Genomic DNA, 25,772 nt, shown 5'->3' with positions numbered 1-25,772 from the left:
TATATTTGTGATAAAAATAGAAATGAGAAAAACTTTAGGACTCTTATTATTTTCAATTTTGCTAAGTATTCAGGTTTCTGCTCAGACCTTCACATTGGAAAAGCTTAATGGTTTCAACAAACTGACAATGGATGAGTTTAAAAAGGAAATGAAACAGCTTCAGTTCAGATTTTATGACAGAACTGAAGGCCTTGGTTTTCTTTTAACCGAATATGATTCCCCTGATTATACCTCGAAAATCGGAAAGTTTGAATATGCTGAAGAGAAATCAGGAGACAGAATTGAATTTGAGTTTAAAGACAAAAAAGAATATGATCAATATCTTAAACTGATATTAGCAGATGGATATAAAGAAACTGAGAAAGGGAAGATTATTACCAAAGAGCCCTATATAGATTACTATAGGAATAAAGAACATATCAGACTGATTCTGCCAAAGACAGGGGGAAGTTCTCCATATACTATTATTGTTTTCAAATAAAGTATGATTCAATTGAACTCAATAAAAGTAAATGAGATTCACTTTTATTCAAGCAAGATAAAAAGTCTTATAATATTTATTATTTCATCAATTTTTATTTTTATTTTTTTTAATAAAGATTTGGAAAATGAGGGATTAGGAATAATAATCATTTTTTATCTAGGGTTTTTACTTTTCTGGTTGGGATTTGTTTATTCAATACTGCTATTATTTCGGACAAAACCGTTATTAACAGTTACTGATAAGCAGATTATTATTTATAACTTATTGAGAAAACCCACAACGATCAATTTTGAAGATATTTCGTCATTTTATATTTCAAATACTACATTTCGGGGAATAAAAACAAATGAGTCTATTTGTATTACCATAAAAGATGATCCTTTTGGCAGAAAAGGAAATATTATAAATACAGACCTGTTGAATGTGAAAACAAATGCTTTGTTGGAAGAATTGAATTATAGAAGAACTATTATTTGTAAGAGTTAAGAAATAGATAACATAAAAGCCATTGAATAACTTAATGGCTTTTATGTAAAATATTGTAAAATACTTATTGCTTCTCAATCAAATCCAGAAACTGCTGTTCATCCAGAATATGGATTGTTCCAATATCCTGAGCTTTTTTCAGCTTGCTCCCGGCTTTTTCACCTACCACAAGATAGTTGAGGTTCTTAGAAACAGCAGAAATATTTTTTCCGCCATGTTTTTCTACCATTTCTTCGGCAGATTCTCTTGTGAATAAAGACAATTTTCCGGTGAAGAGGAATGTTTTTCCCTCTAAAACATTGGATAAAACTTCATTTGTACTTTCTCCTTTTTCAAGCTGTACTCCGTAAGATTTCAAGCGCTCGATCATCAATAGATTTTCCGAATTCTGGAAGAACTCAACGATGCTTACTGCAATTTTTGCCCCGATATCTTCTACCTGACAAAGCTCTTCTGCAGTAGCATTTTTCAAATCTTCAATCGTTGGAAAGTTTTTTACCAGTTTCTTGGCAACTGTTTCTCCCACATGTTTGATCCCGATTCCGTATAAGACTTTCTCAAAAGGAATTTCTTTGGATTTTTCGATTCCTGTAATGATGTTCTGAGCAGATTTTTCAGCCATTCTTTCCAGTGGAAGAAGCTGTTCTTTCGTTAAAACATAGAAATCAGCAGGATTTTCAATCAGTTTTTCTCTGTAGAGCTGTTCTATAGTTTCACTTCCAAGATTATCAATATTTAAAGCTTTTCTTGAAACATAGTGAATCATTCTTCCTACTACCTGTGGTGGGCAGTGAAGTTCGTTCGGACAGAAATGAATCGCCTGATCTTCAATTTTTACCAGTTCAGTACCACATTCAGGGCAATGTTTGATATATTCAATTTCTTTGCTTTCCTCGGTTCTTTTATCCGTGTTTACCCCTACAATTTTCGGAATAATTTCACCTCCTTTTTCCACGTATACAAAATCATTCTCATGAAGATCCAGTTTCTTGATAATATCTTCATTATGAAGTGAAGCTCTTTTTACAATTGTTCCGGCCAGTAAAACAGGTTTAAGGTTGGCAACAGGAGTGATAGCCCCTGTTCTTCCCACCTGATAAGACACACTTTGAAGTTCTGTCTCTACCTTTTCTGCTTTAAATTTATAAGCCATCGCCCAACGCGGAGATTTAGCGGTATATCCAAGCTGTCTCTGCTGCTGTAATGAATTCACTTTTAAAACGATACCGTCAATTTCAAAAGGAAGATTATGACGTTCAGTATCCCAGAACGTGATAAATTCCTGTACTTCAGCCATCGTTTTACATAATTTGGCCTGCTGTGATGTTTTAAATCCCCAGCTCTGCGCTTTTTGAAGTAACTCCCAATGCGTTTCTGCAGGGATATCCTCGGAGATAAACTGATACAATACAGAAGAAAGGGCCCGTTTTCTTACCTCAGCGCTGTCCTGCATTTTCAAGCTTCCGCTGGCGGTATTTCTTGGATTCATGAAGGGGTCAAGACCTTCTTCCTCACGCAGTACATTAAGTTTATCAAAGTTTTTTCGGGTCAGATAAATTTCACCACGCATGAAAAAATGAGTTGGGAAATCACCCTTTAAAGTTAAAGGAATATCTGAAATGGTTCTTACGTTCGGGGTAATCTCATCTCCCTGAAAACCGTCACCACGGGTAATAGCCTGTGACAGCTTTCCGTTTTCATAAAGAATAGAAATAGAAGCACCATCATACTTCAGTTCAGCAACAAATTCTACAGGATCTTCAATGGTTTTAATGATTCTTTTTTCCCAGTCTTCCAGATCGTCAAAATCATAGGAATTGTCCAGTGAATACATTCTGAATTTATGCTGAATCGTAGGGAAAACCTTTGTGACACCACCACCTACACGTACTGTAGGAGAGTTTTCATCATAAAATTCGGGATATTGGGCCTCCAAACTCTGTAGTTCTTCCAGAAGCATATCGAATTCAAAATCCGAAATGCTGGGAGTATCCAGTAGATAATAGTTTTCGTTATGCTGGTGAAGCTCTTTGCGGAGCTGTTCTATCTTTTGTTGAATGTTTTCAGACATTAGGTTTCTATCTTTTGAGCAAAAGTAGCTAAAGTAATTGCATTTAAAAAATAACAGAATAAAATAGTACAGGAAAATTAAGAATGCGTAATATGTCTTAATGTATTGACTGAGTGTTGAATAAAACACTTGTTTAAAATAATTTAACATATCGTTCTGATTTAATTAAAAAAATGTTAAAACTTTCTTAAACACCCCGCCGTTAAAGTCAAAATACCTTTGCACATCTAATTGAAAGAAACCTCAGATGATCTATTGATATGAAAATCAAAGAGGTTCTGGACGATCACAAAAAAAATTAATCATAAAGATCTTCGGAAGAAATGAAAAAAGTAAAGATTGTACTGGGATTATTGTTTTTAGGGCTTGGGACAATGGCTTATGCACAGACCACGCAGGCTTCTATTGTTGGGAAAGTTACCGGACCGGGAAGTACGGCTCAGGAAAAAGTGAAAGTAACGATCGTGAATGAGTCCACAGGATTCAAAACGGAAACGGAAACCAACTCAAAAGGGGAGTATATTTTTAAAGAAATTCCTCTTGGAGGGCCTTACACAGTCATTGTGAACGATGATAAAAAAGAAGGTTACAATGTCAACTTCGGTGATCAGGTAACTGTAAATATGGATCTTGGTAATGAAAAGAACATTGAAGAAGTAAAGATTACAGGAAATCTTAAAAACAAGATCGGAAACCTGGGTGCAGCTACAGCCATTTCTGCTAAAAATATCAGCATGCTTCCAGTGAACGGACGAAACTTTGCGAATCTTGCCGAGCTGTCTCCATTAAGCGGAAAAGGAGGAAACCTTTCCGGGCAGCTAGGATCTTCTACCAATTTTACGATTGATGGGATGACCGCGAAAAACCCTACTTCTGCAGGAGCTACAACCAGCCGAAGCGGAGCACCTTTTTCTATTTCCATTGAAGCAGTACGTGAATTCAAAATTACCACCAACCAATACGATGTGACATTGGGGAGAAGTGGTGGTGGAACCGTAAGTGCTGTTACCAAATCGGGAACCAATAAATTTTCCGGAAGCGCCTGGGAATATTTAAGAACAAATTGGCTTTCCAGCCCGTATGATATCAGAGGAAATAAAAGAGATAATGATTTCTCTACTTCCCAGTTCGGATTTTCATTGGGAGGACCAATTATTAAAAATAAACTACATTTCTTCGTAGCATGGGATCATCAGCTGGATTCGAGGCCATTGGCTATTGCTGACATCAAATCTCAGGATGATGAGAAGAGATTCAGTACTACCACGCAGACTCTTAATCAGTTTCTGGATATTGCAAGAGCAAAATATGGGGTAGGAAGCAGCCCGCAATTCGGAACGTTTGATAAAGTAAGAAACTCTGATGCCGCATTTTTACGTTTAGACTGGCAGATCAACGAAAAAAACTTATTAACCCTAAGAAACAATTTCACTTACGATCTTAACAAAAACGGATTGGGTGATAATACCAATATCAATTTCTTCGAATCTTACGGAAATGATAAAAACCTTGACAACAGTTTATTGTTAACCTTAAGAACCAATCTGCAGCCTAATTTAACCAATGAATTAAAAGCTCAGTACCTTTACACTTTCCAGGACAGTTACCAGAACAATCAGTTAGGAAAACCTGTCCCAAGAGCTATTGTGGAAGGAGTGGCTTCCAGCGCAGGTTCTACCAATATTCAGATCGGAGGACACCGTTTCGGGCAGGAAAGCTTTAGAAATAATGTATTTCAGGTGGTAGATAACCTATACTACAATACAGATAAGGTAAAATATACTTTCGGAGCTGATTTAATGTATACAACGGCAAAATCAGTATATGGAAGTGAAGTGAACGGAAGGTTTCATTTCCAGGGCATGAGCAACTTCGATGCGATGACTCCTTACAGATTCTACAGAGAAGTTCCATTGGTGGAAGATCCGTCTGTAAGATCAAATATCTGGAATATTGGTATATACGGACAGTTTCAGACCAAAATAGCAAAAGGTCTTGATTTAATGGCAGGTTTAAGATTAGACTATGGAGGCTATCCAAAAGCAGAATTCAATCAAAAATTGTTTGATGAAATGGGAATCAGAACGGATAACAAAATTAAATCATTTGTTATTCAGCCAAGATTCCAGTTTGACTGGAACATTAATGAAGAAAATAAAGACTTCCTTAAGTTCGGTGCCGGAATTTTCTCTTCAGATATCAACAATTATATGATCATCAACAACCTTGTATTTGATGGAAAACATTTGGCTACAGTGGATGTAACGGGTAAGGATGTTCCGTTCCCGGATTTCAACAGTTACAGAAATGATTATAACTCTGTTCCATCTCTTTCTCAGTATCAGATTCCAACCATCAATTATACGGGTAAAGATGCAAAAATCCCAATCGTTTATAAAGCGAATATCTCTTATACCCATTTCTTCAATGAAAGGTTCAGAGCAGGGATTGCAGGATATATGGCTTTAGGTAGAAATAATTACTATTACTACGACAGAAACATGGTGGCAAACCCTTTCTTTACCTTAGCTAATGAAGGCGGACGAGGAGTATTCATTCCTACAAGTGCCATTACCAATAATGCTAATAACAGTGTAAGTTTCGACTGGAAAGCAGGAAGAATCAATAATAAGTTCGGAAGAGTACTGGAATTGGTGAGTGACGGTAAAGTAAACCAGTTCTCATTCGTCATAGATACAAGTTACCGTTACTGGAAAGACGGGGAAATCACAGCAAGTTACACATGGTCTGACATCAAAGACAATACTTCCTATAACGGAAACGTAGCCAACTCAGCTACCTTGTCTACCATGATTCAGAGTGATCCGAGAGATTTAAGAATGACTTATTCTGATAACCAGTTCCGTAATAAAGTCGTGATCTATGGTAACTCTCCTACGGTTGCAGGATTTACTTTAGGAATCAGATATTCAGGAATTGGAGGTACCCGTTTTTCTGCAACCACAGGAGGAAATATCAATGGTGACTTTGTAGATTCCAATGACCTTGCTTTTATCTTCCCAAATATCACCAAAGCAATTCTGGATGATCCACAGGTAGGACAGGCTCTGAAAGATTATATCAATGAATACAGCGGTAAAATTGCAGAACGTAACGGAGGTAAAAATGGTTTCTATGGCGTTTGGGATGTACGTGTAGCAAAGAAAATTAAATTTGACAAAGTAGGTGCTTTTGAACTTTCTGTAGATATCTTTAACGTAGCAAACCTTCTCAACAAAGAATGGGGGGTAAATAAATCGTACGGAAACACATCTCTGTATAAAGTGACGAAGTTTAATAAAGATACAATGCAGTACGAATACACCAAAAATGTAAGTGGAGGTGGTTTGGTTCCGCTATCCGGAAATCCATATCAGATCCAGATCGGAGCGAAGTATTCCTTCTAATATCTGCTTTTAAAACTACAGAAGACATAAAAGAAATTGAAACGGCTGATGTATATTAAAACCTTAGTTTTAGCCTAAAAATCTTTTATGTCTTTGTGGTTTCCACTTTTTAATAACTACCTTTATCAGAAGTTTCATGACTTCTTTTTTAATTATCTAAATTATATTATGAAAAATTTTATCTTAGGGTTAGCAGTTTTAAGTACAGTTATGATGAAAGCACAAACCCAGATTATTGCCCATAGAGGATATTTCCAGGCTCAGCCTGCTACAACGGAGAACTCCCTTCAATCATTGGAGAATGCCCAGAAATTAAAAGTGTATGGATCCGAATTTGATGTGAGAATGACAAAAGATGGTGTATTGGTTATCAATCATGATGAGCACCATGGTAATATGGAAATTTCAGATGTTACTTTCAAAGAATTGGAAGCCGTGAAATTATCCAACGGAGAAAACTTTCCTACTTTAAAAGATTATTTGAAACAGGGAAAAAAAGACAAATCTCTGAAACTGATCGTTGAAATCAAACCTGCTAAAACTCCTGAAATTGAAAATGAGATCACCCAAAAGACGATCAAAATGATCAAAGACATGAAGCTGGAGTCTCAAAGTGAGTTTATTTCATTCAGTCTTAATATCTGTAAAGAGATCAAAAAACTGGCTCCTGCCTTTAAAGTACAGTATCTGAACGGTGAGCTGTCTCCAGAACAGATCAAAAAAGAAGGATTAGACGGGATGGATTACCACTACAGCGTTTTCCAGAAAAATCCTACCTGGATTGCTGAAGCTAAAGCATTAGGACTAATCACCAATGCATGGACAGTAAATGATGTTGGCGTATACGATGAACTGAAAAAGCAGGGAATCGGGTTTGTAACCACGAATATTCCTGATCAGTTAAAAAATAAATAACGATTCAATATCCTTCACCAATATAATAACCGAAGGACGAAATATTCCCCTCCCAATAATAAACAATTTACAAAGTCTGCCCAATTTAAAGGGCAGACTTTTCATTTTTAAGAGTTTACCCATTCGCTCTTTTAAATATCGAAAAAATATTGAAATTTTAAATCTTTTATACTGTTGTAAATCAATTGAATATGTGTTTTGTGTGGTATTATCCCAAGGCAAGACAATAAAGATACATAAATACGACTGTGAAACGGTATTAATAATACTTAATTACTCAAGTGTTTGTTAATTAATTATTTATGCAATGTTATTAAGGATAGATTAATATACCGTTTAATAAATTTTTAAGAAACGTTAAAATTGTGTTAAGGAGATCCTTGTTATGTCGGTCTAATTTTGCGCAAACAAAAAGGAATGCGTAAAGAGACACAGAAACTGTTGGTTTTGTCGCTGTTAGGATTCGTCAGCGTCAATCTGGCAGCTCAGCAGAAAGTTAAAAAAGACACCATTAAAGGAATTGATGAAGTAGTGGTTACTGCTTTGGGAATCAAGAGGCATGACAGGGCTTTGGGGTATGTAGCAGAAAAAGTAGATGCCAAAACATTTGAAGAAACCCAAAACAACAACTGGGCACAATCAATGGAAGGGAAAGTAGCAGGTCTTAAAATTCAGACGGCAGGAGCAGGACCGCTTGGAACTTCCAGAATTACTTTAAGAGGAGAAAAATCCATCATGATGGATCATAACTACGCCCTGATTGTGGTAGATGGGGTGCCATTGGGAAATTCTACCACAGGTTCCGGTACTGCAGCTTATGGAGCAGGTTCCGGAGGTGATGTTCCCATTGACCTTGGAAATGGACTAAACAGCATCAACCCGGATGATATTGAATCTGTAACTGTATTAAAAGGAGCTTCTGCTGCAGCATTATATGGTTCCCGCGCTGCTAACGGTGCCTTAATGATCACAACAAAATCCGGTAAAACAAAAAACGGAAAACTGAGAGTAACGTTTAATTCTTCCTCAAGTTTTGATTCCGTCTTGAAATGGCCGGACTGGCAATATGAGTACGGGCAGGGAACGCAGGCAAAAAATACTGCCGGAGACTTTTATTACTCTTATGGGCTTTCCGTAGATGGACCGAGCACGGGAGGTACAAGCAGTGCTTTCGGACCTAAATTTGCCGGACAGTATTACTTCCAATATGATCCTAACTTACAGGGACAAAGTAAAGACAGACAGTTGTGGAGACCTTACGAAAATAATATCAAAGGTTTCTGGAGAACGGGTTCTACCTATTCCAACAGCATTTCCGTAGAAAGTTCCAACGAGAAAACAAGTTTCAGATCATCGCTTACTTACCTTAATAATGAGTGGATGATGCCTAATACGGGTTTTGACAGGTTCAATTTCGCCTTATCATTTGCTCATCAGCTTACTAAAAAATTAAAAATTTCAACCAAATTTGCTTATAACACTACTACCAGTGATAATCTTCCTGCAACGGGATACAATAATCAATCAATCTCGTATTTCATGATTTTTCAAAATCCCAATGTGGATCTTGAATGGTATAAACCGATCTGGAAGCCGGGCCAGGAACAGGTAGATCAGATCCATCCGTTCAGTTCCTTTATCGACAATCCTTATATGATTGCTTATGAAATGCTAAACGGGGTCCGAAAGAAAACCATTACAGGAAATATCACGGCAGATTATCAATTTAATAAAAGTTTCAGTTTAATGCTGAGGTCAGGAATTGAAATTCTGAACGAAAAAAGAACAACCAAAAGACCGTGGAGTTCTGCCAACTACCTGAAAGGTTTCTACAGAGAACAGTTCATCAAAAATCAGGAGTACAACAATGATGTTTTATTCTCTTACAAAGCAGATTGGAATAAATTCAGTATTTCTGCATCAGCTGGAGGAAGTATCCGTTATAACGAATACCTGATGACTGATTATCAGGCTATCGGATTGAAAACCGCCGGTGAATATAGTTTAACTAATGCTCTTTCTATTCCGGTTAAATATCCCGCGCCACGAGATAAACATGTAGACAGTGTCTACGGATTGCTTACATTAGGATATGACAATAAAATATTCGTAGACGTTACCGGGAGAAATGACTGGAGTTCTACATTGCCAAAACAGAACAGATCCTTCTTTTATCCTTCAGTGAGTACCAGTTTTATTCTTTCGGATATTTTTAATCTGAAAAGTAATAATCTGAATCTATGGAAACTGAGAGCCTCATGGGCTAAAGTAGGAATCGATAGTGATCCTTATCTTTTGGATAACTACTATACAGCAAGTAATATTACAGGAAGCGTTATAGCACCTACTACTTTTAATAATCCTACCCTTAAACCTGAAAACAATACCAATATCGAAGCCGGTATGGATTTCAGCCTTTTTAAAAACAGATTAAACCTTAATCTTACCGCGTACCAGAATGTCAGTGAAAACCAGATTATTCCTGTTTCATTGCCTACCGAAAGCGGATATTCTAAAAGGGTAATCAATGCAGGGAAAATCCGAAACAGAGGTCTTGAACTTTCAGCAGATATCTTAGCCGTAAAAGGTAAAAACTTCTCATGGAAAGTAGGCGGAAACTGGTCTACCAACGAAAACAGAGTGATGACGTTGCCTGAAGGATTTGACGGAATTGTTTCCAATGTAGGAGATGTGGTATTCTATAAAATGGAAGTAGGAGGTTCTCTGGGAGATATGTATGGATTTAAATTATTGAGAACACCAGATGGAAGAGTAATTTACGGAGATAACGGACTTCCCGGAAGACCCGCAGACATTGAAAAAGTAGGAAATGCATTCCCAAAATGGAGAGCAGGTCTTCAGAATGACTTCAGAATTAAAAACTTTACAATAAGCTTTTCATTTGATGGTCAGTATGGTGGCATTGCTTACTCACAGTCCCATCATAAGATGTCTGAACAGGGCAAGCTAAAATCTACCCTTCCGGGAAGAGATAATCCTGGCGGAATGATTATAGGAGATGGTGTTATTCAAAACCCTGACGGATCTTACAGCCCGAATACAAAAGGAGTAACCGCTTCATCTTATTATGGAGATTATTACAGGAGAGCCAACGTAGAAACCAACAGTTTCAGCACAGATTTTATTAAGCTGAGAGATGCCAGAATTGCCTATTCTTTCCCGAAAGAAACCATTCAGTCTTTAGGGCTGGATGATCTTACGATTGCTATTTTCGGAAAGAACCTGTGGATGTGGACGAAGTTTCCAATGTTTGATCCTGAAGTAGCTACTTTGGATAATGCGACCATCACTCCGGGAGTGGAGATGGGGCAGCTGCCTACAGCAAGAACAGTTGGTTTTCAGTTAAATCTTAAATTCTAAAATCTTTAAAAATGAAAAAAATAATCATACATCTTGCATTGGCTGTTTCTGTTTTCATGCTTCAGTCCTGCGACAGAACATTCGAGGAAATCAATACAGATACCAGCAAGATCAAAGACCCATCAGTAGGAAGCCTTCTTGCTCCAATTCAATATGAAATGGGAAGTTACGGATATAACAGAGCGGATGACTTTACTTTCGATATTATGCAGATTGCTTTAGACTTTCCGAGTGAAGGAAATACCTACAGCAGATATTATATGGACGAAAAAAGCGGTAACGGCTACTGGAATACTTCCTATAAATGGCTTAAACAGGTAAGTGACCTTAAAAAATATGCCACAAAAGAACAGAATAATAATTATCTGGCCATATCATTAGTTTTAAATGCATGGATTGCCTCCAATCTTACCGATGCATTCGGAGACGTTCCTTTATCTGAAGCGGTGAAGATTGAAGAAAATATTCTGAGACCGAAATATGATAAACAGAAAGATATTTACATCCAACTTTTGAATGACCTGAAAACAGCCAATTCACTATTCAACACCAATCAGGCATTAACAGAAACAGATTTGTTTTACAATGCCAATACTAATAGTCAGACTGGGATTTTAGGATGGAAAAAATTCTGTAATTCCCTTTCATTAAGATTGCTGACCAGAATTCTAAGCAGAAACGGAGAAGTAAATGTATATGAAAGAATTCAGGAAATTGTCAACAATCCGGCTCAATATCCCATTTTCCAGAATAATACGGATAGTGCTGTATTGCCGCTTTCGGGAGTATCTCCATACTTACCACCAATTGCCCGTCCACAGGATTTTACGGCTTACAGAGCAGCAGGGGAGTTCTTTGTTAATGCCATGAAAGATAATAATGATCCAAGGATGAGCATGTTCTTTACTAAAGCTAAAGCCACCACAGGAGAAGACCTTGGTTATAAAGGTGCTCCTTCGGGATATGCGTTGGGAACAGCTTTCAACTATCAGCCTTCCAATTTTAATCAGAACCTTGCCAAAGCACCTTTAAAAATATTAATCATGACCTATTCTGAAGTTCAGTTTATTCTGGCAGAATTGGTCAACAGGGGAATTGTAGCAGGAAATCAGCAGGTTTATTACGAAACAGGCGTGAAATCTATCATTGAACAATGGGGAGCAACGGTTCCTGCTAATTATTTCAGCAATACAAAAGTTGCGTATGACGGTTCTCTTGAAAAAATTATGCTTCAAAAATACATTTCCCTGTTTTTTGTAGATCATCAGCAGTGGTATGAATTCAGACGTACAAAACTTCCGGTACTGCCTAATAATGGCGGACTTCAGAATGGCGGACAGATGCCTGTAAGATTTATGTATCCTACCACAACAAAAGTGATGAATGCTGATAATTACAACGCAGCTGTACAATTCATGGGAGGAGATAATATCAACGTCAAAATGTGGTGGAATAAATAATAACCTCAATTGAAAAATTTAAAAATAATTTAAAGATTTAAAAATGATGAGTATCAATATAAAATTTTTAATGCCTTGTGTGCTGGTTTCAGCAATGGCATTCTCGCAAACGTCAGTTTCAGGATATGTCTACGAAGACAACAACAAAAATCAAAAGAAAGAAAACCGTGAAAAAGGAGTAGAAGGGGTATCTGTTTCCAATGGTGTTCAGGTAGTTCTCACCGATAAAAACGGAAGATACAGCCTGCCGGTTCAGGAAGACCAGACTATTTTTGTGATTAAACCTTCAGGTTATCAAACGGCTTTAAACGCAAATAACCTTCCACAATTCTATTATCATCACAAACCAAAAGGTTCTCCGGTAGATTTTAAATACAAAGGAGTTGTACCCACAGGAGACCTTCCCAAAGAGCTGAACTTCCCACTTTATCCACAAAAAGAAGACAAAAACTTTGATATCCTTGTTTTTGGAGATCCACAGCCCTACACAGAAAAAGAGCTGGATTATTTCAAAAGAGGAATTGTAAATGAAGTGAAAAATACCAAAAAAAATGCAGTCTTGGGAATCAGTTTAGGAGATTTGGTGGGAGATAATTTAAGCCTTCAGAAACCTTATGCAGATGTCATGAAAGATGTTGGGCTGCCTTGGTACAATGTAATGGGAAATCACGACATGAACTATGATGCAAAAGAAGACAAGCTTTCCGATGAAACATTTGAATCCAATTTCGGCCCTGCCAATTACTCTTTCAATTATGGGAACGTACACTTCATCATTTTGGACGATATTCTTTATCCCGATCCGAGAGATGGTAAAGGATATTGGGGAGGTTTCCGTGAAGATCAGCTTCAGTTTATCGAAAACGATCTGAAACTGGTTGATAAAAATAAACTGATCGTTATTTCTTTCCATATCCCATTAGAACATAAAAACGAAGACAACTTTAGAAATGCAGACCGTCAGAAATTATTTGATTTCTTAAATCCATTTCAGAATGTATTGCTTTTATCGGCACATACACATATCCAACAGCAGATTTTCTATGGCAAAAAAGCAGGTTGGAATGGAATTAAAGAACTACACGAATATAACGTAGGAACTACGTGTGGCGACTGGTATTCAGGGACTCCTGATGATGCCGGGCTTCCTACTTCCACCATGAGAGATGGAACCGCAAAAGGATATTCTTTCATCAGTTTTGCAGACAATCAGTATAAAGTAAAATACAGAACGGCCGGAAAACCGGAAGACTATCAGATCAAATTATATGTTCCGAAAGTAATCCCATCCTCAAGAACTTCTGCAAAAGTATTGGCCAACTTCTTCATGGGAAGCAAAAAAGACAAAGTAGAATACAGAATAGACGGAGGAAAATGGGAAGAAATGGAATACGATGAAACCATAGATCCGAATTTTGCTCTTTCCGTTTTCAAATGGGACACCACAGAGAAAATTCTTCCGGGGAGAAGGCCTTCCAACCCCGAAATGTCAAAACACATCTGGGAAGCAGATTTTCCTAAGAAATTATCATTAGGAAAACATAAAGTTGAGGTGAAAGCGATCGACATGTATGGCAATGAATTTTCTGCTTCAGAAGAATTTGAAGTTCAAAATTCTATCCAGATTCCTTAAGCATTTTATTTTTTTACTATACCTTTTTTTAGATTTTGAAACCGGTTCTTATGAGCCGGTTTTAATTTTTATTATTCACCCAGATCATGGTTCATGAAAACCATTAAAAAACTATTAAATCCATGTTTTCACCCCCTCATAAAAATGTTCTTTCGTAACTTTGTAGTAAGAAAAGTATCATTACTATGAATATAAACGGAAAAAATGCCATCATAACAGGTGGTGGAAGAGGATTAGGAAAAGCTGTGGCATTAGCTTTAGCCAATGAAGGAGTAAACGTTGCCATTACAGGAAGAAACGAGGAAAACCTTAAAATGACGGTTGAAGAAATTAAAAAACTGGGCGTGAACTCAGCCTACGCAGTTTTTTCTGTAGACAATGAAATTCAGGTAAAAGCTGGAATAGAATCTTTAGCAGAGCAACTGGGAGGAATTGACATTCTGATCAACAATGCAGGAATCGGAGATTTTGGTTCCATTGAAGAAATGCCTTCTGAAACTTGGGAGCAGGTGATTAAAACCAATTTATTCGGAGTATATTATGCAGCGAAAGCAGCCCATCCATTCATGAAAGCTAAAGGTGAAGGTGATATCGTAAATGTAGCATCCACAGCAGGTCTTAAAGGTGGTCCGAATATGTCAGCATATGCCGCTTCAAAAGCAGCAGTAGTATCTTTATCTCAATCTATGATGGCAGAATGGAGAAAACAAAATATCCGTGTGATTACACTGACTCCTAGTACCATTGCTTCCGATATGAGTATTCAGGGAGGACTTACAGACGGAAATCCTGACAAAGTATTACAGCCGGAAGACTTCGCAGAATGGGTAAGAGATATCCTGAAAATGAACAGAAGAGCATTAATTGCAAACGGTTCTATCTTCTCTACAAATCCATAATAAGGTTTACAATTTAAAGTTCAAGGTTTAGAGTTTAATGTTTAGAGTTTTTGGCAAAGGACATTTTAATCTAGCTTGAATGATAAAAATTTAATAGGAGCGGGCTTTAGCCCGCTTTCTCTTTTAACGTGTTTCTGGGGCTTTAGCCAAAACTTACAGTTCCTTGTATTTCAATAGAATAACCAGAGGTTGTAATAAGTTTTGGCTAAAGCCAATGGAATTTGTCTTAATTTTGAAGATGGGCTAAAGCCCATCCCTATTGAATATAGTATACGCAATCATCTGTGATATCCGTGCAATCTGTGGGAAAAAACACACAAATAAACTTTTCCATAGCATCCATTCAAAAAAAATCAAAAAAATCCCCGGTTTCAGCCAAAAATCTCTTCATCATTTTTTTAACCGTAATAACATTAGTATTTTTGCAGCAAATTAGTCACATGCAAAATTATTTAGAATTCAATTTTAAGATTTCTCCATTGCAGCCTTGGAATGAGATATTAATGGCAGAGCTTATAGAAATAGGTTTTGACAGCTTTACAGAAGAAATTGACGGAATTTTAGGATATATCCAGACAGAATTGTTTCACGAAGATCAGTTGAAAGCACTTCCGATCTTTGAAAACGAAAATGTAAAAATTGAATATTCTTTCGAAGAAATGCCGAACATCAACTGGAATGAGGAATGGGAAAAGAATTTCTCTCCCATCAATATTGATGATAAAGTATTGATCAGAGCAGAGTTCCACGAATCTGTACCAGGAATGCATGAAATTATCATTCAGCCTAAAATGTCTTTCGGAACAGGACATCACCCAACTACCCATTTGATGATTCAGCAGATGATGGATATTGATTTCAATGGTAAAAAAGTCCTTGATATGGGATGCGGAACTTCTGTATTGGCCATTTATGCAAAACAGCAGGGTGCAGGAGATACCAAAGCGATCGATATTGATGAATGGTCAGTAGAAAATTCAAAAGAAAATGCAGTAAGAAATAGTGTAGAACTTGATATTGAACAGGGAACTGCTGAAAACTTAGGAAAAGAAAATTATGATATCATTTTAGCTAATATCAACAGAAATATCCTGATTTCAGATATCCCCACTTATGTTTCAGTACTGAATAAAGGTGGAAAACTGTTGCTTTCCGGATTATGTTTCTTTGATGTGGATGATATTCTGGAAGTATGCAAAGAAAGTGGACTGGAGCTGAAAAAACAGTTACAGCGTGAAGAATGGGTAAGCCTTCTTCTTGAAAAATAACACACAAAAAACAAAATATAACTATGAAAACTTTATGGACAGCTTTATTTTTACTAATGCTGCAGTTTTTTACAGCACAGGAAAATGAAGTATATGCAGACGGAGTCTTTGGTTTTGAAGAGAATAAAGCTCAGAAGATTTTTACCGACTGGACTCGTGTGAGACAGGAACCCGGAGTGAATGCTCAGATTACGGATTCACTGCAAACCAATCAACAGGTCATGATTCTTAAAAAAGAAAATACAGTCCTGAAGCTGGGGGAAAGAAATGCCAACTGGTATAAAATCTCTTATCAGAAAGGAGAAAATACATTGGAAGGCTATATCTGGGGTGGTAATCTTTGTGTAGGATATCGTAACAAAAGCGGGTATGATTTCCTTTTTGGACTATCTAAAACTATTGACAGGAAGAATAAAGAATTCAATGAGATCGAAAAACAGAACATTGCAGGAATAAAGGTAATGGAAGGAAATACACTCATTGATGAGGTGTATTTTGATACAGGAAGAGGAGAAGAACTGAGTTCTGCATCTTTCAATATTGAAAGTGGCCATAAGCTGCAAAATGTGGAATTTACTCTCAAAGCAATGGTTTCCGGAGAAGCCTGTGGAATAGCAAGCTATGATCAGTATGTTCTTTTCAAGGATAAAAAACTGGTTGCCCTTCCGCAATTAACAAATGTAGGAGATGCCGGAGCTTATTATCACAGCGAAGAATACGTTTTTCCTAATGATAAAGGAGGTGTTCCCAATGCATTTATCCTGAAAGTAGAAGATATGGAAGTGGATGAAAAAGACAGGGAGAAGAAGAAAAACTCTTCCAAAACCTATCTTTGGAACGGAAGTTCTTACAAACTGAAATAATAAGTATTCTCAATATATTAAACCGCTGTATTTACAGCGGTTTTTTTATATAAAGATCTTTTACAGTTGAAAAAAATCAAATACATTTAGAAGATAAAAAAACAAATGGATATACTTGAAGATTTACTTCCCATTCTATTCTCAGTATTTGTAGGCGGCATCATCGGAATTGAAAGAGAATACCAGCTGAAGTCAGCAGGATTAAGAACCATGATTCTTGTGACACTCGGAGCCTGTATTTTTACCATGCTTTCTATGAGTCTGGGCGGACCGGGAAGTCCTGACCGTATTGCAGCCAATATTATTACAGGAATTGGATTTGTAGGAGCTGGAGTAATTTTTAAAGAAGAAAACAGGGTTTCAGGTCTTACAACAGCTGTCACAATCTGGATTTGTGCTTCTCTTGGCATGACTATAGGAGCCGGATATTATCAGGAAGCAATTATAGGCTCGCTGGTGGTATTTCTGTTGCTTATCATGTTCAAATATGTCCAGGATATTATTGATAAAATAAGTGTGCGTTACACCTATCAGATCACACTTCCTTATGAAGATGGAGTAGTGGAGAAATACGAGACCCTTTTCACAGAGCATGGTTTAAAATCAATCAGAGGAAAGCAACTCAGAATCGGAGAAAAATACACCATTATCTGGCGCGTTCAGGGAGCTGCAAAAAAACATGAAATCTGCACGAAAACCCTGCTTAATGATCTGTCCATCGAAGAATTCCGATTTTAATTAAAACTTAAATAAATCTCATCCTATCTACAAACATCTGCGTAAATCTGTGGGAAAAATAAATGACTGTTATGATTTAAAAACAAAAAATAAGACTGGAAAAACCAATCCTACCCAAACATGATTAAGTGTATAGTTCAGCCATTAATGGCTGCAAGGAATTAAAGCACAAAAAGATTTTTATTGATTCTTAATCAATGTTTCCTTAATACTAATTAAAACTAACTAAGTGACCTTTCGGTTGCATTTACCATGTAAAAGTAATACGTCCTCCTATCTCCCGGAAAAAAGATAAGCTGATTCAGCAAAAAAGATAAGTGAAACGGAATTTTCATCCAGTGAAACGAATTGCTGAAGATTCGTATTGTTTCCTGTTCTGTTATATCCAGTCATTTATTTTAATAACATCAGCCTGTCTTGGGAAAACCTTTCTCATCAGTACATTATGTACTTCTTCATCTCCATCTTTACAACAGTCTTCTATCACAGTAAGATTATAATCCTTATCTGCAGCCTCTCTCACTGTAGATAAAACAACTCCGCTGGTAGATACTCCTGTCAGTACCAAATGCTGAATGTCCAGTCCGCGGAGAACAACTTCCAGATCACTTCCCGTAAAAGCACTGATTCTTCTTTTGGTAATCACGATATCCTGTTCTTCTGGGATGAGTTCAGGATGGATAGCAACCCATTCTTTCATATCTAGATTTACCATATGCTGCTTAAGTCCTGAAAATATTTTGTTTTTAGGACTTATTTCCGGCATTCCCTGTCTGAACCCTACTGTAATATAAATAACCGGAATTTGGCGGTTTCTGGCAGTTTTAATAGCCTCCTTGACATTAGATACCAGTTCTTGTGTATCAGGCAAGTTACTTAGTATTGATGACTGCATATCCATCACCAGTAATGCTGTTTTTTTGTTTTCCATTTTTAATTATACTTTATTTATGAATTGTTCTTCTGATTCTTCTAAAAGTTGATTATTGACAGCTTTGGTCTTATTCTTTTTGAATAATAAGCGTCTGAAAACAACAGCAATTAAAATACCTGCAATTCCTTCTATCAAAAGGGTTTTTGGTGCTCCTATTTTCTCCGAAATAAATCCGATAAGTACACTTCCCAAAGGCAGCATTCCAAATATGGCGGTCAGCAAAATACTTATTGCTCTTGAACGCATTTCGGGAATCACTTCAGACTGTACAATAATATTGCAGGTCGTAAACTGTGCAACACCACCCAATCCCGTTAATGCAGCGAAGAACATAGACCAGTAGAAATTAGTTGCATAGGAAAAACAGATGAGCCCAATACTCAGAATGGCTGTACTCAGGATAAGAATATTCCTCATAGAAGCTCCTTTCTTCATCGAAGCCAGAAATACCGTTCCGAGAACCGCTCCAATTCCAATAAAACTTGAAATATAGCCGAATGTTTTAGCATCTCCTTTAAAAATTTCCTTCGCATAGACTGGAATTAAAGTATCGTACGGTAAAATCAGCAGACCTGTAATACTCAGCATAATGATGACCAGACTAATGGAAGGTTCTTTTCTCAGATACCTAAAGCCTTCAGCCAATTCTGTAAAAGTTCCCTTTTTGGGTGGCTTTTTGGTTGTGATCTTTATTTTCATCAGGGAAATGGAAACCATCACCGCTGCAAAGCTGGCTGCATTGATCAGGAAACAGGTTCCCGCTCCGAATTTTTGAAGGATAATTCCGGAAAGGGCAGGGCCTGCTAATTTTGCAATACTTGCCATTGCCGCACTCAGAGAAAGAGCACTTGGAAGGTCTTCATCATCGGTTACCACTTCATTAATCATAGCCTGTCGGGCCGGAATATCATAAGCATTGATAATCCCGAGAAAAATACTGAGTACAATGAAGCTCCATATATTCTGATGCCCTGTCATGACCAGAAAAGCTAATAGAGATGCCTGTATTAATGATAAAATTTGAGTGATCTGTATAATTTTATACCGGTTATACCGATCTGCAGCAACCCCGCCAAATGCTGAAAATAAAAAAGAGGGGAATTGTTCTGCAAAAATGGTGAGTCCCAGCATAAATGCAGACTGGGTCATGCTGTATACAACCCATACTACCGCTGTACGCTGCATCCATGTTCCAAATTGAGAGACAGAACGCCCGAAAAAATACAACGTGTAATTGGTGCTTCTGAAAGCCCGGAATGTACTGATATTACTTAATTTGTTCATCTTTTTTGAAATGACTTTTTGACAAATAATGTAAAAATGTCAAAATTTGAATAAAAAATTTTTACCCGATATGTTTGATAACCATAGAGGTCAGTGTGTTCACTGTATTGTTTAAATTTTTAAAATTGTTTTTTAAACCCATCTCGCGCCTTATTCCCCTGATACTGCTCTGGAGAATAAAGATGATCGTTTCCTGTTCTTTAATGGTAACTTTAGGAATTGCACCATTGCTAATACTCGTTGAGAATAAATTGAGCAGAAGGTTTCTCTCCGCTTCCATCATTCGGTTGTGGGCATCAGTAATATGTTTTGATTTTTCTTCATTATCCATCCCAGCCTCTATCGCTCTGAAAAATGAAGATCTCTCTTCCGATGTTTTTACTTTAGCCAAACAAAACTCCTGGATTTTTCCTTCAAAAGTATTTTTCTTCTTCATCTTGGAATCAATCTCAGTAATAACTTCTTTGATCAGATTCTCCAAAACTGCCTGAAAAACTTCCTCCCGATTTTTATAGTAATAATAAATGGATGTTCTGCTTTTGCCAACTGCTTTTGAAATGTCATCCATGGTTACCTTCTTCAAACCATATTTTAAATACAGTCCTGAAGCGGTCTCAAGGATTTGTTGTGAAAGCTGATCTTGTTCTGTATGAGATGACATTGTCTGAAAATTGTCTGAAAACTGAATGCAAAAATAAAACTTTTTTGACAAAAAAACAAATTTTGTCAAATTGTACAAAACAGATAATTTATTCTTCAGATCCATAAAATAAAACTTCCACCTATGGCATGTTTAGAAAAATCAATGGAATTGATTATATCTTCACCCCCTTTAGATAGATTAGCGCAAAAGGATTCGAACCTTTTTCGTCCCGATTGAAATCGGGATGCTCTATTTCATCATACAAAGTTTTAGATAGGTATAAAAACAAAAAAGACTTACTAAAAATAGTAAGTCTTTAAGTGAGCGCGAAAGGATTCGAACCTTTGACCGTCTGCTTAGAAGGCAGATGCTCTATCCAGCTGAGCTACGCACCCATTAAATAGTTTTGAGAAAACTATTAAAACAGTCGGGGCGGCAGGATTCGAACCTGCGACCTCCTGGTCCCAAACCAGGCGCGATGACCGGACTACGCTACGCCCCGAGGGTGTCATCAGTAACGATATTTACTTCGTTTTTGCGGTTGCAAAGGTACAATACTTTTTCAAATAAAAAAATAAAATGAAGAATAATTTTTAATTAATTTTTCGTGAAAACTTTTTTAATACCTTTACCCTATTAATAACCATTGATTTAGCCTATTGAAAAAATGATGAAAAAATTTTCAGTTTTTTTGCTCACATTACGCATTATTATTCCAAAAAATAAAAAAATAGCCTTGAGGAGGGGAGGGCATTTTCTTTTGTTCAGCTGTTTTTTGATGCTGCTAAATTCCTGTTGTAAGGATGAAAAATTGGTAACACATAAAATATCCAACATATCCTTCAGCTTACCGAACTCTTTTATAGTTAAAAAAGAACCTGCTGAAGTTTAGTATCAATACCGGAAATAAGCGTATCGGATACATTTTATGGTGATTATAAACCTTTTGAAGAAGAGCATTATATGGTGGCTTCAGAACCTGAAATTTTTGAGAAATTGAAGAGTAATATTGAGCTAAATATTTACCTGTTCAATAATTAATGTTGATAAGAAAAAGTAAAAAAAAATGAAAGACATATTAGAATTTAAGATGGTAAGTAATGAAAAAATAGAAGCTTTTACAATCGATAGTTTTATTTTTTTTATTGAAAATCATTCGATGTATTGGGGAGGTGGTTTCTCAAATCATGATATCAAAGGAAGTATATACTCTGAAGATGATTTGATCATTAATATCAATAGTTTTATGAAAGAATTGGCTGCTTTTTTTATCAATCTTAAAATTGAAATACATAAAATTGAAATAAAGATTGAAAGTTTTTATTTCAATTCTTTTGAATATGATAATTTTATAGAAAAGTTTTCTTCATTGCCAATAAGTATTGGTTGCTGGGAAATTAACTTGTGAAATTAAATTCAGGTTAGCGTAAAAATTTGTTTCTGATGATTAAGGTTTTACCTGTTGAACACAATGTTTGATGCATTTTTATGTTTTATAAGTACTATCTTTACTCCATGAAACGATTAATGCTGCTGTACGTACTTCTCCCTGTATTTCTATTCTCACAGACTACCGGAAAAGTGATCAAAATTTCAGACGGAGATACCATTACTTTACTGTTAAAAGGAAATCAGCAAAAGAAACTCAGACTTGCTGAAGTTGATTGTCCGGAAAGCGGGCAGGCATTCGGTAAAAATGCAAAACAGTTCACTTCTTCTCAGATATTTGGGAAAACGGTAAGCTTTGTAGAAACCACTACAGACCGCTATGGAAGATCTATTGCGAAAGTGTATTATGATGATGGAAAATACCTCTCCAGAGAGCTTATCAAAGCAGGAATGGGCTGGTGGTATTTTTCTTATTCGAAAGATGCTTCTTTGGGTAAAATTCAGGAAAATGCCAAAAGTAAAAAAGTGGGTTTATGGCAGGATATTAATGCTATGGCTCCCTGGGATTACCGTAAAATGAAACGTGAGCTTAGAAATAATAAGAAAATAGAAGCGGCTAAGAACGGTACAAAAGTAAAAGAAGTAGCTTAAATACTTTGGTAAGGAAGCCTGAAGATGGGAAACGAAAGTTAATTGAAATCATTTATTGATATAATACTTTCATCATCCACCTTCCAGCATTTTTCTAACCTCCTTTCTTTTTTATAAAAATATAAAAGCTTGTGGCCATAAAAATAAATATAGCTGCAATGTTACAGTAATCAAGTCTTTCAAAAACGATATTTTCATTCATAAAATTCAACATGGATTTGTAGCCTCCTGTATAAATCAGGAAATCAGAAAATTCTCTTTCATTAACGATCGTGGAAAATAGCAGCATAAATACCCCAAAGCCAATAGGGTAAATGAAATTTTTGAAGAAAAGACTCAACGTCATCTGTACCATAGCAATCGCAGAAAGTGTAATAAAAAACTTTAAAAAGGTATAAAATATTACTTCTCTGAAATCATAATTCTGGAAACCCAGCTGCGGGAATGCAATGCTTAGTAAATAGCCGCTTAACAGTAATGCCAGGTATGAAAGAAGAACAGAAAGGAAAACCGTAATTTGAATAAACAGAGCCTTCGAGAAAAATATTTTAGTCTTCGAAACTGGAAGTGTAAACAGAATTTTATAATTATTATTCCGATATTCTACATCACAGCAGGCCTGTACAAAAAGTGAAACAAGGATAGGAAACAGCAGATAAAAGAACATAAATACGGTTCTTCCCAATGAAGCTTTCCATGGATTCACAGTTCCTTCTGACGCCTCTATTCCGGAACGGATTACATCATAAGAAATATAAAGATCAACAGCGAAAATAATCAAAACAGGAATCAGCAAAATTCCGAAAATCTCTTTGTTTTTGGACAGCTTGTACTGCTCCGATGAAAATGCCTTAAAAAAAGTATTGGTATTAGTCATGGTTTTTAGCAATTAAATTAATGAAGATCTGTTCAAGATTAGTACTTTCAGACTCTATGTCATAGATCTCAATTCCGTTTTGGATCAGCGTTGTGAGTAGTTCGTTGAATTCCTTGTCATCATTGATTTTCACAGAAATTTTGTTGGGACTGTTCAAGGTTGCTGTATAGCTTTCCTGTAGGAGAGATAAAGCTTTCTCAGGATTATTAATTTTTAAGACAATATCTTTTTCTACTTTGCTTAAAAGTTCATTTTTAGTTCCCTGGAAAATCATTTGTCCGCCCTCAATAATTCCGATATGAGTGGCGGTTTTCTCCAGCTCACTCAAAATATGACTCGAAAGGAAAATAGTTTTTCCCTGTTCATTCAAATGTTGGAAAAGTTTTCTCATCTCAAAAATCCCCTGAGGATCAAGTCCGTTGAGAGGTTCATCCAGTATCAGAAGTTTCGGATCATGGAAAATGGCCATGGCGATTCCTAAACGTTGTTTCATTCCCATAGACAGGGCGCTTGCCTTCTTTTTCTTCTCATTATGCAGATCTACAAGTTCCAGAACCTCATCAATCCTTTTATTTCCTTTGCCATAAATGATATCCAGATATTTTAAATTCTCATAAACGGTAAGTTTGGTATAAAAACAAGGGGATTCAATCAGGTTTCCGGTGTTGGCAAGAATCTCTGTCCGGTTTTGTTTTAAACTTTTATTCTGAATAAAAATGTTGTCATCTGATGATTCCAAAAGACCCAAAAGAAGTTTTATGGTAGTAGATTTTCCTGCTCCGTTTCTTCCCAGATAGCCATATATGCTGCCTTCAGGAATATTGAGGTTGATGTTGTCCAGAATAGTTTTAGAACCTATTGTATAGCTGAGATTTTGTGTCTTAATGCTTTCCATTATTCGATGGGTGTTAAAAAAGTATTGGTGTCTATATAAAATATTCCGTCAAAAAACGCACTCCAGTTTTTTTTCTGATCTACTCCCTGGTTGATGGTAGAAACAAACTCTTTCTTTAAAACAGAGCTTTGCGGAATGTTTCTCAGATTGATAAAAAAGTAAGGTGTTTTCGTTGCATGAAACCTATTCTCAATGGCAAGTTTTCCGGGTTTATCCATTAATGTTCCGGTTTTATTGTATTTGGCGTAGGATGAAAAATCAATCATATAAGAAGCTTTTCCATACTTGTTTTTGATAGGGGCTCCCAGAGGCAGATAATCTTTGTTGTAACGACTTGCGAAAGTATGAATGTTCGCACACCATACAATAATTTTTTGTCCCTGATAAATGGAATCAATCTGATGAATAAGGTTTTTCGCCATCAGAGAATCTCTGAATTGCATACTCTGCATAGATCCGGGTTTGTATTTCCATATTTTATCAAAATTGTTTCTCATATCATGTAAATACCGTGCATACATGATGTTTTCAGGATTTTTTTTCAACTTTAAAACGGTTTGTTCCAGTCGGCTGATTTCATTGAGAATGTCTTTTTGCTGATTTCCGGGTAAGCTTTTACTGGCAAACCCTTTGTAGATAAAATTAGAAATCCGGTCAATATGTTTATTTAAAAGAGGAAAAGGTTTGAGATCAATCTTATTTTTGCTTAAAAAATCTTTCAGAAATTTACTACGTTTGTCATACAGCTCAGCCCCGGAAAATTGAATATCAAAACCTCCCAATTCAATCGGATGAACCGAAGTTTTAGTTTTTTGATAGTAGTTGATCAGAGGCTGGGTTTCCTTATTATTCCACCAAAAATCGAAAAGTCCAGTTCCTCCTATAGAATCGGAAGAAATTTTCAGGTTATGGTTTTTCATTTCCTCATTCATCATCCAGGTATCATATTGTCCGGCTTCATACAGAACTACATTGTATCCCAGGTTTTCGTGTAGATATTTAATCAGTCTGCTTTTGGCCTGCATTGTAGCTCCGTCGTAATGGGTATTTTCCCCCAACATTACAATTCTGTTGTCTTTAAGCGCAGCATCCAGTACCTTCAGGTCACTGTTGTCCTTAGAATCCATTGAAATACTTTTTATAGGATGCTTGTACCGCTTAATATCGTTCATGAATTCCTGTTTTTCTTTTTCCGGAATATCTTTAAAAACAATTGTATTCAGAAGTAAAACTGCAATAACTGAAGCTATAAAAGTGTAAAGTATTTTTTTCATCCATTCAAATTTATACAGTTGTTAAATGTATATTCAATTTCTTATTTAGCTTTAAATTTAATAAAAAATAAAGGGTTTGTGTTGAAACTAATTATATTTAAGTCGAAAATAATACCATAAGAGAAATGGTGTCAATTCGTCATGTTTTTCCTGTTGTTGGGAAATATTGGAGTATATTATTCCTCTGAAAATAAAAAATGTCTCAAAAAAATGAGACAAT

At 36.2% G+C, this 25,772-nt stretch carries 20 protein-coding genes and 2 tRNA genes; 13 read left to right on the top strand and 9 right to left on the bottom strand.

Features of this window, described 5'->3' with window-relative positions; translation table 11 throughout:
- The first annotated feature begins 22 nt into the window (after positions 1-22).
- Together ACM6F9_RS19060 and ACM6F9_RS19055 are read left to right on the top strand one after the other, a co-directional pair.
- Positions 23-481, top strand: a complete 459-nt coding sequence (locus ACM6F9_RS19060) for a hypothetical protein (protein ID WP_414847153.1) — start codon at positions 23-25, stop codon at positions 479-481.
- Positions 482-484: 3 nt separating this feature from the next.
- Complete coding sequence (locus ACM6F9_RS19055; RefSeq protein WP_414847152.1) at positions 485-970, top strand: STM3941 family protein; 486 nt, start codon at positions 485-487, stop codon at positions 968-970.
- A 64-nt stretch (positions 971-1,034) separates the two neighbouring features.
- Here ACM6F9_RS19055 and ligA read toward each other — a convergent pair whose 3' ends face one another.
- Positions 1,035-3,041 (bottom strand): NAD-dependent DNA ligase LigA, encoded by a 2,007-nt coding sequence (ligA, locus tag ACM6F9_RS19050; RefSeq protein WP_414847151.1) that lies wholly within the window; start codon positions 3,039-3,041, stop codon positions 1,035-1,037.
- Between the two features lie 323 nt (positions 3,042-3,364).
- On the opposite strand from ligA, the gene ACM6F9_RS19045 reads away from it, so the two are divergent.
- The 9 genes from ACM6F9_RS19045 (at position 3,365) to ACM6F9_RS19005 (ending at position 17,605) form a co-directional block, all read left to right on the top strand.
- Positions 3,365-6,448 carry a carboxypeptidase regulatory-like domain-containing protein gene (locus ACM6F9_RS19045; RefSeq protein WP_414847150.1) on the top strand — a complete coding sequence of 1,028 codons (3,084 nt, stop codon included), beginning with the start codon at positions 3,365-3,367 and terminating at the stop codon, positions 6,446-6,448.
- A 168-nt stretch (positions 6,449-6,616) separates the two neighbouring features.
- A complete protein-coding gene (locus ACM6F9_RS19040; RefSeq protein ID WP_414847149.1) occupies positions 6,617-7,363 on the top strand; it encodes a glycerophosphodiester phosphodiesterase family protein in 747 nt (248 codons plus the stop codon).
- A gap of 417 nt (positions 7,364-7,780) precedes the next feature.
- Positions 7,781-10,744, top strand: a complete 2,964-nt coding sequence (locus ACM6F9_RS19035; RefSeq protein WP_414847148.1) for a SusC/RagA family TonB-linked outer membrane protein — start codon at positions 7,781-7,783, stop codon at positions 10,742-10,744.
- 11 nt (positions 10,745-10,755) lie between these two features.
- Positions 10,756-12,204 (top strand): SusD/RagB family nutrient-binding outer membrane lipoprotein, encoded by a 1,449-nt coding sequence (locus tag ACM6F9_RS19030; protein WP_414847147.1) that lies wholly within the window; start codon positions 10,756-10,758, stop codon positions 12,202-12,204.
- Between the two features lie 70 nt (positions 12,205-12,274).
- Complete coding sequence (locus tag ACM6F9_RS19025; RefSeq protein WP_414847168.1) at positions 12,275-13,837, top strand: calcineurin-like phosphoesterase C-terminal domain-containing protein; 1,563 nt, start codon at positions 12,275-12,277, stop codon at positions 13,835-13,837.
- 185 nt (positions 13,838-14,022) lie between these two features.
- Positions 14,023-14,736 carry a 3-ketoacyl-ACP reductase gene (locus ACM6F9_RS19020; protein ID WP_414847146.1) on the top strand — a complete coding sequence of 238 codons (714 nt, stop codon included), beginning with the start codon at positions 14,023-14,025 and terminating at the stop codon, positions 14,734-14,736.
- A 440-nt stretch (positions 14,737-15,176) separates the two neighbouring features.
- Complete coding sequence (prmA, locus tag ACM6F9_RS19015) at positions 15,177-16,004, top strand: 50S ribosomal protein L11 methyltransferase (RefSeq protein WP_414847145.1); 828 nt, start codon at positions 15,177-15,179, stop codon at positions 16,002-16,004.
- Between the two features lie 23 nt (positions 16,005-16,027).
- Positions 16,028-16,867 carry an SH3 domain-containing protein gene (locus ACM6F9_RS19010; protein ID WP_414847144.1) on the top strand — a complete coding sequence of 280 codons (840 nt, stop codon included), beginning with the start codon at positions 16,028-16,030 and terminating at the stop codon, positions 16,865-16,867.
- A 105-nt stretch (positions 16,868-16,972) separates the two neighbouring features.
- The gene (locus ACM6F9_RS19005; RefSeq protein ID WP_414847143.1) at positions 16,973-17,605 is read left to right on the top strand and encodes an MgtC/SapB family protein; all 633 of its coding nucleotides are present in this window, start codon (positions 16,973-16,975) and stop codon (positions 17,603-17,605) included.
- Between the two features lie 379 nt (positions 17,606-17,984).
- On the opposite strand, the gene ACM6F9_RS19000 is transcribed toward ACM6F9_RS19005, so the two are convergent.
- The 5 genes from ACM6F9_RS19000 to ACM6F9_RS18980 all read right to left on the bottom strand — a co-directional run bounded on the left by ACM6F9_RS19000 (position 17,985) and on the right by ACM6F9_RS18980 (position 20,968).
- On the bottom strand, positions 17,985-18,536 hold the full coding sequence (locus ACM6F9_RS19000) for a cysteine hydrolase family protein (protein ID WP_414847142.1): 552 nt from the start codon (positions 18,534-18,536) through the stop codon (positions 17,985-17,987).
- A gap of 6 nt (positions 18,537-18,542) precedes the next feature.
- Positions 18,543-19,823, bottom strand: a complete 1,281-nt coding sequence (locus ACM6F9_RS18995) for an MFS transporter (RefSeq protein ID WP_414847141.1) — start codon at positions 19,821-19,823, stop codon at positions 18,543-18,545.
- Positions 19,824-19,884: 61 nt separating this feature from the next.
- Positions 19,885-20,484 carry a TetR/AcrR family transcriptional regulator gene (locus tag ACM6F9_RS18990; protein WP_414847140.1) on the bottom strand — a complete coding sequence of 200 codons (600 nt, stop codon included), beginning with the start codon at positions 20,482-20,484 and terminating at the stop codon, positions 19,885-19,887.
- Positions 20,485-20,787: 303 nt separating this feature from the next.
- Positions 20,788-20,861 (bottom strand) — tRNA-Arg (locus tag ACM6F9_RS18985).
- Positions 20,862-20,893: 32 nt separating this feature from the next.
- Positions 20,894-20,968, bottom strand: a tRNA-Pro gene (locus ACM6F9_RS18980).
- Between the two features lie 564 nt (positions 20,969-21,532).
- Here ACM6F9_RS18980 and ACM6F9_RS18975 point away from each other — a divergent pair.
- Both ACM6F9_RS18975 and ACM6F9_RS18970 read left to right on the top strand, forming a co-directional pair.
- Positions 21,533-21,874, top strand: a complete 342-nt coding sequence (locus ACM6F9_RS18975) for a hypothetical protein (protein ID WP_414847139.1) — start codon at positions 21,533-21,535, stop codon at positions 21,872-21,874.
- Positions 21,875-21,981: 107 nt separating this feature from the next.
- Positions 21,982-22,506, top strand: a complete 525-nt coding sequence (locus ACM6F9_RS18970) for a thermonuclease family protein (protein WP_414847138.1) — start codon at positions 21,982-21,984, stop codon at positions 22,504-22,506.
- Positions 22,507-22,600: 94 nt separating this feature from the next.
- Here the strand turns inward: ACM6F9_RS18970 and ACM6F9_RS18965 are convergent, their stop codons facing one another.
- From ACM6F9_RS18965 to ACM6F9_RS18955, 3 genes are read right to left on the bottom strand one after another with little or no spacing between them, the layout of a single operon-like run.
- Positions 22,601-23,383 carry an ABC transporter permease gene (locus ACM6F9_RS18965; protein ID WP_414847137.1) on the bottom strand — a complete coding sequence of 261 codons (783 nt, stop codon included), beginning with the start codon at positions 23,381-23,383 and terminating at the stop codon, positions 22,601-22,603.
- A complete protein-coding gene (locus ACM6F9_RS18960) occupies positions 23,376-24,278 on the bottom strand; it encodes an ABC transporter ATP-binding protein (RefSeq protein ID WP_414847136.1) in 903 nt (300 codons plus the stop codon). Before ACM6F9_RS18960 ends, ACM6F9_RS18965 begins: the two co-directional genes overlap by 8 nt.
- Positions 24,278-25,552 (bottom strand): erythromycin esterase family protein, encoded by a 1,275-nt coding sequence (locus tag ACM6F9_RS18955; RefSeq protein WP_414847135.1) that lies wholly within the window; start codon positions 25,550-25,552, stop codon positions 24,278-24,280. The genes ACM6F9_RS18960 and ACM6F9_RS18955 overlap by 1 nt, the downstream gene beginning before the upstream one ends.
- Positions 25,553-25,772: the final 220 nt, after the last annotated feature.

Origin of the sequence: Chryseobacterium sp. IT-36CA2 (assembly GCF_949767875.1) — a bacterium.
Lineage (GTDB): Bacteria > Bacteroidota > Bacteroidia > Flavobacteriales > Weeksellaceae > Chryseobacterium.
The sequence above is the reverse complement of the archived record's forward strand: the minus strand, read 5'-3'. Positions and strand labels throughout refer to the sequence as shown.